Origin of the sequence: Pseudonocardia hierapolitana (assembly GCF_007994075.1) — a bacterium.
In the GTDB taxonomy this organism is placed as follows: domain Bacteria; phylum Actinomycetota; class Actinomycetes; order Mycobacteriales; family Pseudonocardiaceae; genus Pseudonocardia; species Pseudonocardia hierapolitana.
The window spans coordinates 7603462-7618987 of record NZ_VIWU01000001.1 but is presented as its reverse complement, the minus strand read 5'-3'; the positions used below and the strand labels follow the sequence as shown (position 1 = coordinate 7618987).

The 15526-nt window shown below is 72.9% G+C and carries 13 protein-coding genes; 1 reads left to right on the top strand and 12 read right to left on the bottom strand.

Features of this window, described 5'->3' with window-relative positions; all coding sequences use genetic code 11:
* Positions 1 to 145 precede the first annotated feature (145 nt).
* The 7 genes from FHX44_RS35890 to FHX44_RS35860 are packed head-to-tail and all read right to left on the bottom strand — an operon-like array spanning position 146 to position 9267.
* Positions 146 to 1852, bottom strand: a complete 1707-nt coding sequence (locus FHX44_RS35890) for a dihydroxy-acid dehydratase (RefSeq protein WP_147259830.1) — start codon at positions 1850 to 1852, stop codon at positions 146 to 148.
* Positions 1849 to 2763, bottom strand: coding sequence for a dihydrodipicolinate synthase family protein (locus tag FHX44_RS35885; protein ID WP_170309177.1), 915 nt, complete (start codon positions 2761 to 2763; stop codon positions 1849 to 1851). The genes FHX44_RS35890 and FHX44_RS35885 overlap by 4 nt, the downstream gene beginning before the upstream one ends.
* A complete protein-coding gene (locus tag FHX44_RS35880; RefSeq protein ID WP_147259829.1) occupies positions 2760 to 4205 on the bottom strand; it encodes an NAD-dependent succinate-semialdehyde dehydrogenase in 1446 nt (481 codons plus the stop codon). The genes FHX44_RS35885 and FHX44_RS35880 overlap by 4 nt, the downstream gene beginning before the upstream one ends.
* The gene (locus FHX44_RS35875; RefSeq protein WP_147259828.1) at positions 4202 to 5962 is read right to left on the bottom strand and encodes a GH39 family glycosyl hydrolase; all 1761 of its coding nucleotides are present in this window, start codon (positions 5960 to 5962) and stop codon (positions 4202 to 4204) included. Before FHX44_RS35875 ends, FHX44_RS35880 begins: the two co-directional genes overlap by 4 nt.
* Positions 5963 to 5982: 20 nt before the next feature.
* A complete protein-coding gene (locus FHX44_RS35870) occupies positions 5983 to 7407 on the bottom strand; it encodes an ABC transporter substrate-binding protein (RefSeq protein WP_147259827.1) in 1425 nt (474 codons plus the stop codon).
* Positions 7408 to 7450: 43 nt separating this feature from the next.
* On the bottom strand, positions 7451 to 8350 hold the full coding sequence (locus FHX44_RS35865) for a carbohydrate ABC transporter permease (protein ID WP_147259826.1): 900 nt from the start codon (positions 8348 to 8350) through the stop codon (positions 7451 to 7453).
* A complete protein-coding gene (locus FHX44_RS35860) occupies positions 8347 to 9267 on the bottom strand; it encodes a carbohydrate ABC transporter permease (RefSeq protein WP_147259825.1) in 921 nt (306 codons plus the stop codon). The genes FHX44_RS35865 and FHX44_RS35860 overlap by 4 nt, the downstream gene beginning before the upstream one ends.
* 300 nt (positions 9268 to 9567) lie before the next feature.
* Between FHX44_RS35860 and FHX44_RS35855 the strand changes: the two genes are divergently transcribed.
* On the top strand, positions 9568 to 10254 hold the full coding sequence (locus FHX44_RS35855; protein WP_212612801.1) for a GntR family transcriptional regulator: 687 nt from the start codon (positions 9568 to 9570) through the stop codon (positions 10252 to 10254).
* A 6-nt stretch (positions 10255 to 10260) separates the two neighbouring features.
* On the opposite strand, the gene FHX44_RS35850 is transcribed toward FHX44_RS35855, so the two are convergent.
* The 5 genes from FHX44_RS35850 to FHX44_RS35830 form a co-directional block, all read right to left on the bottom strand.
* Positions 10261 to 10647: a VOC family protein gene (locus FHX44_RS35850; protein ID WP_147259824.1), complete on the bottom strand. Its 387-nt coding sequence runs from the start codon at positions 10645 to 10647 to the stop codon at positions 10261 to 10263.
* Positions 10644 to 11408 (bottom strand): arsenate reductase/protein-tyrosine-phosphatase family protein, encoded by a 765-nt coding sequence (locus FHX44_RS35845; RefSeq protein WP_147259823.1) that lies wholly within the window; start codon positions 11406 to 11408, stop codon positions 10644 to 10646. Before FHX44_RS35845 ends, FHX44_RS35850 begins: the two co-directional genes overlap by 4 nt.
* Positions 11409 to 11429: 21 nt before the next feature.
* Complete coding sequence (locus FHX44_RS35840; RefSeq protein ID WP_147259822.1) at positions 11430 to 12014, bottom strand: hypothetical protein; 585 nt, start codon at positions 12012 to 12014, stop codon at positions 11430 to 11432.
* Positions 12015 to 12130: 116 nt separating this feature from the next.
* Complete coding sequence (locus FHX44_RS35835) at positions 12131 to 14023, bottom strand: heparinase II/III domain-containing protein (RefSeq protein ID WP_147259821.1); 1893 nt, start codon at positions 14021 to 14023, stop codon at positions 12131 to 12133.
* Positions 14008 to 15522, bottom strand: a complete 1515-nt coding sequence (locus FHX44_RS35830; protein ID WP_147259820.1) for a heparinase II/III domain-containing protein — start codon at positions 15520 to 15522, stop codon at positions 14008 to 14010. Before FHX44_RS35830 ends, FHX44_RS35835 begins: the two co-directional genes overlap by 16 nt.
* Positions 15523 to 15526 lie beyond the last annotated feature (4 nt).

Below are 15526 nucleotides of genomic sequence, written 5' to 3'. Positions count from 1 at the left end.
TCGACGCGCCCCGTCGACCGGCAGCGCGAACGCACATCGGGTGCGTCCGCCGGGTCCCGGCCGCCGCTCACGCGCCCCGCGCCGACGCACCCCTTGTCCGCCTGGCGCGCCCGGTCGACGGGTGGCGCGAGCACGTACGGGTGCGTCAGCTGCGGGACGGCTCCGATGGCACCGCTGGGACGCAGAAGTCCAGGTCGCAGCCCTGGTCGGCGCCCAGCACGTGCTCGTGGAACAGCCTCCCGTAGCCCGTGGCCGGACCGGGGGCGGGCGGTGGGAGCGCCTCGCGGCGCCGCGCCAGCTCCGCCTCGTCGACGAGGAGGTCGAGGCGACCCTCGCGCACGGAGAGCCGGACCCGGTCGCCGTTGCGCACCAGCGCGAGCGGGCCGCCCACCGCTGCTTCGGGCGTGACGTGCAGGACGATCGTGCCGTAGGCGGTGCCGCTCATCCGGGCGTCGGAGATGCGCACCATGTCCTTCACCCCGGCGCGGGCGAGCTTGCCCGGGATCGGCAAGTAGCCCGCCTCGGGCATGCCTGCGCCGCGGGGGCCGGCGTTCTGCAGCACGAGCACGTCGTCGGGGGCGACGTCGAGGTCGGGGTCGTCGATCCGGGCGGCGAGGTCCTCGAGCGAGGTGAACACGACCGCGCGGCCGGTGGTCTCGAAGAGGGCCGGGTCGGCCGCCGAGCGCTTGATCAGCGCACCCTGCGGCGCGAGGGACCCGGTCAGCCAGACGAGCCCACCGACGGGCCGCGCCGGGTCGGCGAGCGGGCGGACGACCGCGCGGTCCACCCAGCGGGGGCCGTCCCCGAGCACGTCGCCGAGCGTCTTCCCGGTGACGGTCGGCGCGGACAGGTCGAGCAGGTCCCGCAGCTCGTGCAGCACGGCGGCGAGGCCGCCGCTCGCGTGGAGGTCCTCCACGTAGTGGTCACCGGTGGGCTTGAGCTCGACGAGGACCGGCGTGGTGTCGCTCAGTGCGTTCAGCTCGTCCGGGTCGATCCGCAGGCCGAGGCGCCCGGCCGCCGCGGTCAGGTGGATCAGGGCGTTCGTCGAGCCGCCGATCGCGAGCAGCACGCGCAGCGCGTTGCGCACCGAAGCCGGCGTGACCACCTGGTCAGGGGTGCGCCCGGCGCGGGCGATCTCGACGGCGGCGGCGCCCGTGGCCTCGCCGACGCGCAGCCGGTCGGCGTGCACCGCCGGGGCGGTGGCGCTGCCGGGCAGGGCCATCCCCAACGCCTCGACGACGCAGGCCATCGTGCTCGCGGTGCCCATCACCGCGCAGGTGCCTGCGGTGGTGGCGAGGTTGCGCTCCACCTCGGCGATCTCGACGTCGTCGACCTCGCCCGCGCGGTAGCGGGCCCAGAACCGGCGGCAGTCGGTGCAGGCGCCCAGCCGCTCGCCGTGGTAGCGGCCGGTCGACATCGGGCCCGTGACCAGCTGGATCGCCGGGCGGCCTGCCGAGAACGCGCCCATGAGCTGTGCGGGCACGGTCTTGTCGCAGCCGCCGACCAGCACGACGGCGTCCATCGGCTGCGCCCGCACCATCTCCTCGACGTCCATCGCCATGAGGTTGCGGAACACCATCGAGGTGGGGGTCAGGAAGCTCTCGCCCAGCGACACGGTCGGGAACTGCATCGGCAGCCCGCCCCCCGCGAGCACCCCGCGCTCGACGGAGGCCACCAGCTCCGGCATCGCCCGGTGGCAGGGGTTGAAGTCGCTCGGCGACGTCGCGATCCCGATCACGGGACGTTCGAGCGACTCCGGGGAGCGCCCGCTCGCGTGCAGGAAGCTGCGGCGCAGGAACCGCGAGAACGCGACGTCGCCGTAGTTGGCGAAGCCCCGGTCGAGGCCGTTCACGAACCGACCCGGTCGGGCAGCGCGTACGGCGTGTGCCGCAGGTGCTCGCGCAGCACGCCGAGCAGGGCCTCCGGGGCGATGGCGGCCGGCGGGCGGACCGCGGGCGTGGCGATCAGCCCGCGGTGCACGAAGCTGTGCTTGCGCAGGGAGAGCGCGATGCCCGCCTGGAACTCGAAGTTGACGAGCGGCAGGTAGTCGCGCCACACCTCGCGCGCGGCGGTGAACCCGCCGTCGCGGAACGCGTTCACGCACGCGATCAGGCCCTCGGGCACCGAGAACCCGGTCATGGCCCCTGCGGAGCCGACGGCGAGCTCGTCGAGCAGCCCGGTGCCGCCCAGCCCGCCGAAGACCGGCACGTCCAACCCGGCCACCAGCGTGGCGACGGCAGGCGGGCTCGGTGACGACTCCGACTTCACGGCCACCGCGGCCGGGATCCGCCGGACGGCCGCGACCAGGTCGTCGGTGGCGATCGACACCCCGCTCACCACGGGGTAGTCCTGCACGACGATCCCCTGCCCGGTGCGCTCGGCGACCGCGTTGAGCTGGGCGACCACGGCGTCCGGGTCGGGTGAGCCGACCTGCACCATCAGCCCGGCAGGCGGCCGGTCCAGCACGTCGAGCACGTTCGCGGCCTCGGCGCAGGCCGCCTCGGCGTCGAGCGCGGACAGCCCGATCACCATCGGGAGGTCCGCGGCCGCCGCCGCGACCGTGCCGACGACGGCGCGCCGCTCCTCCGGCGTGAGCCGCATCGCCTCGCCGAACACGCCGAGGGCCGTGAGCCCGGTGGCCCCGATGCGGACGTAGTGCTCGACCTGCCGCGTCAGGGACTCGGTGTCCACGCTCTCGCCATCCGCCGTCAGCGGCGTCGCGAGGACCCCCCACACCCCGGGTGCGAGCTTCTCGATCGTCACGGTTTCCCCCTCGTCGTCACGGCCGTGGCCACGGTGTAGGCGTCCAGGCTCTCTGTACCCCCCTCGCGGCCGTAACCGGACAGGTGCACCCCGCCGAACGGGGATGCCGCGGCCGCGAGGGCGGTCTCGTTCACCCCGATCATGCCGACGTCGAGCCCGGCGATCACGGTGTCGGCCCGGGCGAGGTCGGAGGTGAACACGTAGGCGGCGAGCCCGTAGGGCACGTCGCCGGCGCGGGCGAGGCCCTCGTCGAGGTCGGTGAACCGCAGCACCGGCAGGATCGGGCCGAACGGCTCCTCCGAGAGCAGCGCGGCGCCGGGCGGGACGTCGGTGAGAACGGTCGGAGGGTAGAACCAGCCGGGTCCGTCGGGGGTCCGCCCGCCGCACCGCACGGTGGCGCCGTCGGCCGCCGCCTTGTCGACGAGCTCGGCCACCGCGGCCCGCCTGCGCGCGTTGGCGAGGGGCCCGACGTCGGTGTCCGGCTCCGTCCCCGGGCCGACCTTCAGCCCGGCCACCCGGTCCAGGACGGCCGCGACGAACCGGTCGTGCACGCCGTCCTGCACGAAGATCCGGCTCGGCGAGACGCAGACCTGCCCGGCGTTGCGGAACTTCGCCCGCACCACCGTGGCCGCGGCCCGTTCCACGGCGGCGTCGTCGAGGTCGTCGAGCACCAGTACGGGTGCGTGGCCGCCGAGCTCGAGGGTGAGCGGCTGCAGGTGCGTGGCCGACAGTCGCACCAGCTCCTGCCCCACCGGCACCGACCCCGTCAGCGTGATCTTCGCGATGGTGGGGGACGCGATGAGGTGGGTGCTCACCCGCGGCGGGTCACCGGTGACCAGGTTGACCACGCCGTCCGGCACGCCCGCGTCCTGCAGCGCCGCGACGAGCGCCATGGCGGTGCGAGGCGCCTCCACGGCCGGGCACAGCACGATGCTGCACCCGTACGCGACGGCGGGCGCGAGCTTGCGGGCCGGCAGCGAGGCCGGGAAGTTCCAGGCCGTGAACGCCGCGACGGGCCCGACCGGGCGGCGCTCCACCCAGGACCGCCGTCCGGGCTCGGTGGCGAGCACCCGCCCGTAGGAGCGCACGGCCTCGCCTGCGAACCAGTCGAAGTACTCGCCCGCCTGCCGCACCTCCGCCCGCGCCTCCGCGAGCGGCTTGCCCTGCTCCTGGGTCATGACGGCCGCGACGTCCTCCGCCCGCTCGGCCAGCAGGGCCGCCGCCCGCCGCAGGACGGCGGCGCGCTCGGCGGGGGCGGACCGCCGCCAGGTCGCGAACCCGGCGGCCGCGGCGGCGAGCACGTCGTCGAGGTCCTGGTCGGACGCGTTCGGCACCCGGGCGACCACCTCCCCCGTTGCGGGGTCGTGGACCTCGATCGTGCGGCCATCGGAGGCGTCGCGCCACGCGCCACCGATGAACAGCTGCTCCCGCACTCCGGTCACGCCTGCGTCCCGGGCACGAGCACGAGCAGGCTCACCGCCGGCAGCGGCAGCTCGACCGTCAGGGACAGGCCCTGTCCGTCCTCGGCGGTGACGGTCGTGTCGTCGGCGTAGCGCTCCAGGCCCTGCCGGTCGGCGATCGTGGCCAGCTGCTCCGGCGTCGGTTCCTGCGGGGCGCCGAGGTCCTGCCACACGGTGTGGCTGTTGCTGTGGCCCGCGTCGATCCGCCAGTGCCGAAGCGTCCACTCGCCCGCGGCGAGGCCGTCGACCCGGAGGTCGACCACCGTCGGCTCGTCGTCCGCCGCGTACTGGTCGTCGGCGTGCCGCCAGACGAGCACGGCCACGCTCCCGTCGGCGGAGCCGGCCGAGGCCAGCACGTCCACCTCCTCGGCCAGCCCCGCGCCCAGGGCGGAGAGGTCGTCGACCGCGACGGCGGCGTCGGAGCTCGCCGCGATCCTGCGGTCGCCCAGGTGCGCGAGGGCGCGGTAGGCGTTCATCAGCGGCTTCTCGATGCCCGACGCCGTGACGAAGCTCCGGGTGCCCTCGAAGTAGCGCTCCCCCTCCATGGAGAAGCTCCACGTCGTCGCCTCGGCCACCTGCGCGGTGCGCCGCTCGTTCAGATCCAGGACCTTCTTCATGAGCTTGACCTGGAACACCGGGTAGTACTCGGTGTTGCGGTAGGCGAAGTTCGGGTTGTCGTACACGCCCCAGTGCGCGGGCACCGACGCGTCGCACTCGTCGACGATCGCAGGCAGGCCGGTGTACTGCGGGAACTCCTCGATCACGGCGAGCGCCCTGTCGATCTCCCGCAGCATCTTCGTCGTCGACGGCGACTGCTGCTCCCGTGCCGGGGCGCCGATCGGGCCGTAGGTGCGCCACGGGGTGAAGTGCGCCCCCTTGGTGTGGAACGAGACGAAGTCCAGGGGCAGGTCCCGGTCCGCGCACGCGGCGAGGAAGCCGCGCAGGAACGCGGCGCCCTGATCGCCGCCGGTCACGGCCGGCCCGCCCACCCGCGCCTGCGGCAGGACGCTGCGCACCGCGGCCGCGGTCACCGCGTACAGCTCGTGGAACTCCTCCGGAGTGCCGCGCCAGTAGGAGATGTCCGGCTCGTTCCACAGCTCCCACAGCCAGTGCGACACCTCGTCGGCGCCGTAGCGGTCGCGGCAGTGCTCCGCGAGCGCGGCGACGAGGCCGCCCCACTTCGCGTAGTCCTTCGGCGGGTAGGACCACCAACCCGCCTCGTACTCGCTGTACAGGGTGGGGCTGGGGGTGAACGCGAAGTCCGCCTTCGCCCGGTCCTCCGGCACCAGCGCCCGCGGGGTGAAGGCCAGCTCGACGAGCGGGTGGTGCCCGGCGCCGACGATCGTGTCGTAGGTCTGGTCGGCGATCGTGAAGTCGTAGAACGGGTTGCCGTCGGCGTCTTCGTGGTAGACGTTGCCCGCGCCCCAGTGCGGCAGCCCGAGCCCGGTGCCGCTGTTGAAGATGTAGTGCGGGCGTACGTGGTAGGCGGTCTCGGCGAACGCGCCGATCGTGTTCAGCGTCTGCTTGCCCTGCCGGGTGTAGGTCCAGTTGATCTCGTCGTAGCCGAGGCTCGCCCACGGCCGCGGCAGCGCGCCCCGGTCGTCGCTCGCGTCGACCCGCACCACGGCCCGACGCACGTGCGGGGCGTCCGGGTCGGACGGGGCGTACCGCAGCGCCTGCACCGCGCTCGGGGAGCTGTTCTGGTCGGCCTGAGGAGCTGTCGTCGGTTCCGTGGTCATCTCAACCTCTCGGTACGGGTTCAGGCGTAGACGTAGTCGGTGCCGGGCTGCCAGTCCGGGAACGCCCAGTCGTCCGCGGAGACCTGGGCGCCTTCGGCCGCGGCCTTCTGCAGCGCGGTGTCCCGGTCGGCGGTGTAGGCGTCGCTGAGCTGGCGCAAGGCGGCGCGCAGGTCGGGGATGTTGCCCCCGAGGTATCCCTGCACGATGTCGCCGAGGTCGGGGCTGATGGGCGCCTGCATGGCCTGGGCGGCGGCGACCTGCGGGTTGCGCACCACGGGCTCGGGCATGCGCTTCACCTGCTCCTTGAAGAAGCCGATCACGCGCCGGTACGGCTCGGTGACGTCCGCGGTCTCGACGACGTCGATGTCCATCGGCGGCTGGTCCATGCCGGCGGCGAGGCCGGCCTGGTACTCGGGCGTGGTGAAGGAGCTGACGAGCGCCGTCGCGCGCTGGGCGTCCTTGGTGTTGCCCGCCACGAAGATCTGCGCGGCCGGGGCCCCGCGGTAGACGACGGGCTGCGCACCGGGCTCGGGGGTCAGGATCGGCCCGACCTCCATGGTGGGCACGAAGTCCGGGTTGACGGCCTTCACCCCGCCTGCGCACCACGGCCCGTCCGGGAAGAAGCCGGCCGTTCCTGCCGCCCACCGCGTGCGCGCGTTGGCAACGGTGAAGTTGATCGCGCCGGGGATGATGAGGCCGGTGTCGTTCAGCTCCTTCCAGAACTCGATGGCCGTCACGTAGGCGTCGTGGTGGAAGGCGAACTCGCCGGTGGCGAACACGAGCCCCTCGAAACCGGGGAAGCCTGCGGCGCACGCCATGTCGTTGATCTGCTCGCCCATGCGCGCCTTTCCGCCCAGCGCCAGCATCATCGGCGCCTCGCCCCGCGCGGCGATCCGGCGGCAGGCGTCGCGGTACGCGTCGTAGCTGGTGGGCGGGTTGGCCGGGTCGATCCCGGCCGCGGCGACGATGTCGCGGTTGAACCAGGTGGCGGCGGCGTACTGGCGGAAGGCGAACAGCGGCAGGCCGTACACCTTGCCGTCGATGTTCGTGATCCCCTCGGTCAGCGCGTCCTGCGGCAGGCGCGACTTCACCTCGTCGGAGAGGGCCAGCTCGTGGACCCACCCCTCCCGTACCAGGGCGGCGAGCGGGATGTTGAGGATGTTCGTGTAGACGTCCGGCAGCTGCTTGCTCTGGTTGGCCAGCTGCAGCGCCTCGATCGCACGGGTCACGTCGTTGTAGGTGTACTCGACGCCGACGCCCATGGCCTGCGACTGGCGCTCCGCCCAGTCCTTGTGGAAGTTCTGCAGCGCGCTGTAGTGGTCCCACCACCGCAGCCCGCTGCCGCCGGACGAGCCGCCCGAGCCACCCCCGCACGCGGCGAGCAGGGTCGTCACGGCAAGGGCGCCACCGGCGCCGAGGAACGATCGGCGGCTGATTCGGGACATCTCACTTCTCCTCTTCGAGACGTGAAGGCGTGGTTCAACGTGGTCAGGATTTGACGGCACCGGCGATGCCTTCGACGAAGTAGCGCTGCAGGAACAGGAAGAGCACCACGATGGGGACGATCGAGATGACACCCGCCGCGGCCATTCCCGACCAGTCGGTGGCGTTCTCCCCCACGAACGCCTGCATCCCCACGCTCAGCGTCCGTAGTTCCGGGCGGCTGAACGAGAAGACCAGGGGCAGGAAGAAGGCGTTCCAGGTGGCCAGGAACGTGAGCAGGGCGACCGTGGCCGTGACCGGCATCGACAACGGCAGCATGATGGTCCAGAACACCCTGAAGAAACCGGCGCCGTCCATGATCGCCGCTTCCTCGAGCTCCTTCGGGAGCTGCCGGAAATAGCCTGCGTAGATCAGGATGAAGGACACGTTCGCCGCGCCACCGAGAGCGAGGACCATCCCCGTGAGCGAGTTGAGGACGCCCAGCTCCATCGACAGCTTGACGATCGGGATGATCGTGTAGCCGGTCGGCACGAACAGCGTGGCGACGAGGATCCCGATGACGATCCGCGATCCGGGGAACCGGTAGCGGCCCAGCACGTACCCGCACAGCGCGCAGCGGACGACGACGATCACGACCGTCGCCAGCGTGACGATCACCGTGTTCAGCATGTACCGGCCGAAGCCTGCGTCGTCCCAGGCCCTGGCGTAGTTCTCCCAGACGAACTCCTCGGGCCACAGGCTCACGCCACCGCTGAAGATCTCGGTCGAACTCTTCAGCGAGGCCGACACCATCCACACGAAGGGGTAGATCCACAGCAGCCCGAGGAGCACCAGCAGCAGCACCGCCCCCCACCACGGGAGGCGCCGGAACGCCTCCCACGGGCTGCGGCCGCGACGGGTCACGGGGTGCGCCTTCGCGGTGGTCGTCGTGGTCGTCGTGGTCATCGTGTCGACTCCCTCAGGCGCCGCGCGGCGTAGACCGCCCACAGTTGGAAGAACCCGAACACCATCACGAAGAGGCCGAACAGCACGGCGGCCGCCGACGCGAAGCCCAGCTGGGGAATCGACGCGGCGAATGCCCACCGGTAGATGTAGATCTCGATGACCTCGGTGCCGAAGAACGGTCCACCGCCGGTCATCGACTGCATCAGGTCGAATGCGCGGAACGTGTCCTCGATCGTCAGCACGGTGATGATGAGCAGGAATGGCATCAGCAGGGGCAGCGTGATGTGCCGGAACGTCTGCACCGCCGACGCCCCGTCGATCTTCGCGGCCTCGTAGAGATCCCGAGGGATCGTCTGCAGTGCGGCGAGCCAGTAGATCATCGTGATCCCGAAGAACTTCCAGACGTAGACCGCCGAGACGGTCAGGAGGGCGAGCCCCGACTCACCGAGGAAGTTGATCCCCTTCGACTGCCCGAGCGTCTGCAGGGCGGCGTTGATGGGGCCGCTCGCGGGGTCGAAGATGAACTGCATGACGACACCGACGATCGCCGTCGTCGTCACCACCGGGAGGAAGTAGACCGTCCGGAACAGCGCGGCGAACGGCAGCTTCGGCGAGTTGAGCACGATCGCCAGCAGGAGGCTGAGGATGATCCGGGCCGGCGCCACGAGCAGCGTGAAGACCACGGTGACCCACACCGAGTTCCAGAATCCCGGGTCGGCCAGCACGGCCTCGTAGTTGCTGAAGCCCACGAAGCGCTGCTCGGACTCGAACCCGTTCCACTCCACGAGCGAGTACCAGTAGCTCGCGACGATGGGGTAGATCGTGTAGAGGCCGTACAGGACCACCGTGGGCATGAGGAACGCCCAGATCCAGACGTTCCGGCGGCGTAGATGGGCCCCTCGGACGGGGGCAGGCATCATTGGCTCCGCCGTCGACGTCGCGACGGGAGGGTCCGCCAGAGTCGGTTTCGCCATCGGTGGTCTCCAGGTTGTGAGCGCTCACAAGCTGCGCGGGCTTCCGCGTCGTGGCGTGCGGGGGAGGTCAGTCGAGCGGGACGGGGTGGTTCGTCCCGACGTCGACCGGCGGCAGGAGGGCATCGATGCGGGTGATCATCGCGGCCTCCTCGTCGAGTGACTGCCGATGCCGTAGCCTGGTCGGAGCATCGTCAAAAGTCAATTGTTAACAATCTACGGGGTTTCGATCGCAAGGGGGACACTGTGCCTGGGCCACTCGACCAGCTCACCATCGAGACCCAACCCAGCCCTCCGCTGTCGGCCACCGTGGTGCCCGCGATCCGGCAGATGATCACGACCGGCGTGCTCCCGCAGGGCGCGCACCTGCGGGAGGCCGAGCTCGCCACCGCCCTCGGCATGAGCCGCGGACCGGTGCGGGAGGCGCTGGTCGAGCTCGCGCGGGAGGGTCTCGTGGTGCTGCGCCGCCACCGCGGCGCGCAGGTCATCACGCTCACCACCGAGGACGCCGAGGAGGTCTACACGCTCCGGCGCGCGCTCGAGCGACTCGCGGTCGAACGGGCCTGCGGGCGGCTCACCGGCAACGACCTCGCCGAGCTGGACACCATCCTGGACCGGATGCAGGAGCTCGACGCCGGCTACTCCCCCGACGTCGCCGTCGAGCTCGACCTCGCGTTCCACGACGTGCTCGTGCGCGCTGCGGGCCACTCCCGGCTGGAGCGCTCGTGGCAGCAGATCCGCAGCCAGGTCGCGATGTTCCTGCACGACCGCCACCTCGCGCGGCGTGACTTCCACGAGATCGCCCACCCCGAGCACCGCGCCGTGCGCGACATCGTCGCCGCGGGCGATCCCGCCCCCGCGGTGGAAGCGATCGAGAAGCACCTGGTGGGCGCCTACGACCGCCTGGTCGCCGCGCGCAGCGAGGCCTCCTGAGCCGCGTCAGGCACGCCGGGCGGGCTGGAAGAGCTCGACGAGGTTGCCCGCGGGGTCGGCGAGCAGGACCTGGCGCCCGCCCGGCCCACTGACCAGGTCACTGCGGAAGGGCAGGCCGGCGTCGCGGAGCCGGGCGATCTCGGCGTCCAGGTCGTCGACGACGAGGTGGATCCGGTTGCGCCCCGCGGAGCGGGCGTCCTCCGGGGTGGCACGGGCGCCCGAGCTGGTGGGCCCGGACAGCAGCACCCGCAGCGGGCCGCGCACCACGTCGGCGAACGCGGGAGCGGCGCTCATGTTCACCGTGAAGCCGAGGTGGGTGGTGTAGAAGTCGACGGCGGCCTGCACGTCGTCGACGAGGTATCGGACACTGGCGTACTGGTCGGATGCGGTCACGGCCGGTTCTCCTCGCGGTTGGTGGCGGCACGGTCGGTTGCGGTGAGGACCGGCAACAGGTGCCGGACGCGCGTGTCGATCTCGGCCGCGGTGCGGCGGAACGCGGCGCGGTCGACCGGCTCGGGGATGCTCCAGTGCACCCGTCGGGTGCGGTGGCCGAAGTCGGGGCAGACCTCGCGGGCCTTGTCGCACAAGGTGATCACGCGGTCGAAGGTCGAGCCGGTCACGGCGTCCAGGTGCCGGGGACGGTGGCCGGAGACGTCGAGGCCGAACTGCTCGCGCAGCACCTCGACGGTGTGGGGGTGCAGCTCCGGCCGGGGCCGGCTCCCGGCGCTGGTGACGGTCGCGGCGCCGCCGGTGTGGCGGCGCAGTAGGGCTTCGGCGATCGGCGAGCGGGCGCTGTTGCCCGTGCACACGAACAGCACCGCCACCCGGGGAGTCGAGGCCGTGACCTCACGGCGGAACGCCGGATTCAGCGCCGGGTGCAGGGCCGTGCCGCTCTCGGCCAGCGCGCTGGCGCACCGGTCGAGATCGAGGTGGTAGTAGCTGTCGCGGCCGTCGAAGGTGCTGCGCGTGACGCGGACGAGCCCGCCGTCGCGCAGCAGCCTCAGGTGGTAGGAGACGAGGTTCTGCGGCTGGTCGACGAGCGTGACCAGCTCGCGCACCCGGTAGTCGCTCTGCGCGAGCTCGGAGAGGAGCCGCCAGCGCACCGGGTGGGCCGCCAGCCGTACGAAGGCCGGCGGGTCGGCGACGTCGCCCATGCGCCGGGACTATACATCAAATCAGCTTGATGCATCAACTCGGTTTGATGGATCGGCCCGGTCCAGGAGTGCGAGCCCGCACAGCACGGGGATGCTGGGGCCGAAGACCAGCGGGCCGACCGCGAGCGGGAGCGCGACGACCGGCGCCAGCAGCAGGGCCGCGAGGAGCACGAGGACGCGGCGCGGCGAGCCGAAGCCGAGCACGAGTGCGCGGGCCCGCCAGGTGGCGCCTGCGCCGGGGTCGTGCCCGGCGACCACGGCCAGCGCCAGGTGGTACACGGCGAACGCGGCGAGCCCGCCGGCCTGCACCGCGAGCAGGGGAACGGCGAGGGGTTCGGGCCGCCCGGCGAGGAACACGATCGCCGCGAGCATCGCCGCCGGCGCCGCGGTGGCCACGAGCGCGTGCCTCCACAGCGCCCGCCAGTACCCGGGGAATGCGGCGATGACGCCGGTGAACACGCGGGTGTCGCCGTCGCGGCGCCACCGGTCCAGCGCGGCCGCGACCGCCGCGAGCGCGGGCAACCACGTCACCACCCCGATCGCGAGCAGGCAGAACGCCCCGCCCGCGATCGCGGGATAGGCGATGAACTCGAGCCCGTGCAGCACGCCCCCGGCCCACCCCCGCGCCTCCCCGTTCCGACGAACGGCGCGTTCGTCGGATAGGTACCGACGAGCGCGCCGTTCGTCGGTACGGGCGGAGGGTTCCGCGCGGGGAGCTGGGGTCACACCCGCGTCTCCCGCGCTCCCGCCGTCAGGATCGCGCCGCCGTCGGCCGGGAAGCGGACCTGCTCGTCGCCGAAGTCGACCCCGTCGGGTACGGCCGTGGCGCGGGCCGGAGCCGGGTCCAGCGCCGCCGCCGGTTCGAGGGCCGTGAGGAACACGGCCTCGGCCCGGCGAGGCGTGGTGATCCGCAGCGTGCGCAGCGTCCTCGTGATGCGGAGGCTGGGGGTGCTGCCGGTGGGGTTGGCCTCGATCGCGGTGTCGGTCTGCTCCACGTGCACGTCGGGGGTGAGGGGCGTCAACCAGGCCATCCCCGAGCCCGAGCGGACCGCCCACCGGCCGTCGACGGGCTCCGCGGGCCAGTCGCTGTGCAGCAGGAACGTCCACTCCCGCGGCTGGTCGGCGGCGAGCCGGTCCAGCAGCACCAGCCGGCCGCGCGGGGTGACGACCAGCGTCCGATCCACCCGGCGCACGCCGAGCGCCTGGTCGAACATCGCCGCCGACTCGGCCACGGCGTGCACCCAGCCGTCGGCGAGGGCGACGTCCCGCAGCCGGGGCTGCGCCTCGAACGGCAGGTCCTTGTAGACGTGGTAGCGGCCCTCCCCCGCCCAGCCCCGCCCGTCGACGAGCACCAGGTTGTGCTCGGCCGCCCGCTTGGCATTGCTGTAGCCGCAGTCGACCGCGAGGAACGCGCCGTGGGCGGCGAGCACGAACCCGCCGGCGTCCGGGTGGTGGTGGCCTGCCGACAGCGTCTCCCATCCGCGCTCGCGGCGGAACCGCTCGGCGGTCTCCCAGGCCGTGTGCCCACCGCCCGGGGCGGCCTTGAAGCTGACGAACGCGGCGTCGTCGGCCCACGACGTGCGCGCGGTGACCTGGCCGAGGTCCGGGAAGTACGCCGCGGTCGGCTCGTCGCCCGGGTCGACCGGCGGGACGTCCGGGTCGTACCAGAGCAGCTCGTAGAACGCCTCCGGCATCACGCCCGGCTTGACCCCGGACGCGTAGGCCTCGCGCCAGAAGTGCCGCTCCGCGACCCGGTTCGCCAGCCACTGCGCCCGGCCGTCGCGGTACGCGCAGGCCAGCTTGTAGTAGAGCGCCACGCTGTGGCCGCTGCGGCGGTCGTGGCAGTCGCCGTGGTCGACGTTCTCCTCGAACCCGGGCGCGCACTGGTGCAGCCGCCACGTGAACGTGTTGGCGAGGAACGAGCCGCGCCGCCACCAGCCGACACCCTCGGTGCGCTCCAGCAGGTCGAGGTAGATCGCGAGCCACGGCACGCCGTAGCGCCAGTAGACGACGCCCTCGGAGTCGGACCCGTCGGCCGGCATGAGGTCGAGGACCTGGGCGAAGTTCTCCTTCGCGCGGGCGGTCCACTCCGGCCGGTCCAGGGCGTACCCGGCGGTGGCGAGGCCCGCATAGCAGATCCAGTTGTGGTTCTGCCAGAAGCTGGACGACCACCAGCTCCCCTCGGACGCATGCGCGAACTCGTACAGCCGCTCCCCCTGCAGCTCCAGCTTCGCGCGGAGGGCGGCGGCGCGGTCGGCCGGGAGATCGTCACGCAGCCAGGAGTAGGCGAGCGACAGCCCGTGCAGCAGCCAGCCCGCGTCGAGGTCGTGGTCGGGCATCTTGGCCTTGCCCCAGTGCGGGTAGGAGATGGCCGTGCCGATCCAGCGCCACGCCTCGTCGAGGTAGCCCCGCTGCCCGGTGAGCCGGTGGGCCAGGGCGAGGTTGGCCGCGGCGGGGCCGAAGTAGGTGATGCTCGCGGTCGGGTGCTCGGGCGGCGGAGTCTGCCCGCGGTACCAGTCGCACTGCTCGGCGAGCCGGCGCCACTGCGCGGCATGCGTGGTGGTGAGCGCCGCGCGCAGCTCGTCGACGCGGCCGGCGATCAGGAGGGGTTCCACGTTCCCACCCGGTAGGTCGATCTGAACGTGACGGCGGTGGCGTCCTCGGCCACCCAGTCGACGTTGGTGCGGGTGCGCTGGGGGTCGTCGGCCGGGCCGGGGCCGGGGCGCGCGACGAACCGCGCCGCCGCACCCGAGGCCGTGTGCGTGCCGCGCAGGCCGGGCTCCCAGCCGGTGTGGACCGTGCCGTCCGGGTCGGTGCGGACCGTGAGCGGCACGCCCGGGCGCAGGTGCGCGGCGATCCGCCGGGGCCGGTCGGCCGTGACGGTGAGCTCGTCGCGCAGCGTGCCGTCCGGCGCGAGCGCCAACCGGCGCACGGCGCTCACGCCGTCGTACGCGGTACCGCAGGCGACGGTCACCTCGTCCGACCCGACGCTCACCAGCTCCCCGGCGCACTCGGCCTGATCCAGGCCGTCGACGGAGAACGTGGGGTGCGCCGCCGTCGACGCGTAGTACAGGCGCCACTGCGCGTGCCCGTACGGGACCTGCCCGGGGTCGGGCTGCCATGGCACGCCGTCGCCGTAGAGGTAGAGCGAGAGCGTGTCGAGGTGGCCGTGCGAGCCGCCGTGCGGGCCGTAGTCGACGATCGCCTGGAGGCCGCCCCCGTGCAGGATCGCGTAGCCGGCGTCCCGGTACACCGTGACCACCCGCCGCGGCGCGGGCGTCGTGTTCAGCTCGGCGAGCTCGCGGTCCCACTCAGCGCGCCGGTACGGGCCGTCGTGCAGCGACGGCAGCAGCCCGCCCGGCGTGACCAGCACCCGCAGGACGTCGACCATCGTGTCGATCCGCCCCCGCACGGTGGCCGGCACCTTCACACCCGGCACCGCGGCGATCGCGTGCCGGTAGGCCCGCAGCACGAACGAGTGGTAGTAGGTGCTCGCCTCCCACTCCCATCCGTCGGCGTGGGTGGCGGCGAACACGTGCGCGAAGATCCCGTGCGGCCCGTCGAGCCACTCGGGTTTCCCGGTGCACGCCGCGCCCGCCGCGTCCAGCCACGCGGTGTAGTTGGAGCGGAAACGGCCCTCGGCCACCAGGGTGTCGCGGGCCACTCGGGCGGCCTCGGCCAGCCCGGCGGTGAGCTCCGGCACCGGGTCGCCGAGCAGCCGGGCGGCGCGCCCGATCGTCACGGCCCAGATCGCCTCGGTGAGCGCCTGCTGGAACAGGCGCCCGCGCAGCATCCAGCCCGCGGCGCCGTTGTGCGCCGCGGTGCCCAGCGCGGCGTAGCGGTCGGCGTACTCGCGCAGCAACGCGGTGGCGGCGGCCCGCTCGTCCGGTGATCCCCCGGCGGCCGCGAGGATCGCCCGCGCGCACGCCTGGTGGGCCAGCACGGTCCAGGCGCCGCGCACGTCGGCGGTGTCCACCCGGCAGCCGTGCGCGCACGGCGCCCCACCGGAGGGGAACTCACCGGTGAGCAGGCCGACGTGCTCCAGCTCCACCCCGTGCGCCGGGCAGACGTAGTGGTGCCACCACCCGCCCCGCTCAGCGGGGAGGACCGCCACCGGG

What these genes read in the sequence shown, in the direction of transcription:
- FHX44_RS35845 (WP_147259823.1), bottom strand. Translation starts at nt 11,408, where the DNA reads ATGGGCGACGTCGCCGACCCGCCGGCCTTCGTACGGCTGGCGGCCCAC.
- FHX44_RS35865 (WP_147259826.1), bottom strand. Translation starts at nt 8,350, where the DNA reads ATGACCACGACGACCACGACGACCACCGCGAAGGCGCACCCCGTGACC.
- FHX44_RS35875 (WP_147259828.1), bottom strand. Translation starts at nt 5,962, where the DNA reads ATGACCACGGAACCGACGACAGCTCCTCAGGCCGACCAGAACAGCTCC.
- FHX44_RS35860 (WP_147259825.1), bottom strand. Translation starts at nt 9,267, where the DNA reads ATGCCTGCCCCCGTCCGAGGGGCCCATCTACGCCGCCGGAACGTCTGG.
- FHX44_RS35870 (WP_147259827.1), bottom strand. Translation starts at nt 7,407, where the DNA reads ATGTCCCGAATCAGCCGCCGATCGTTCCTCGGCGCCGGTGGCGCCCTT.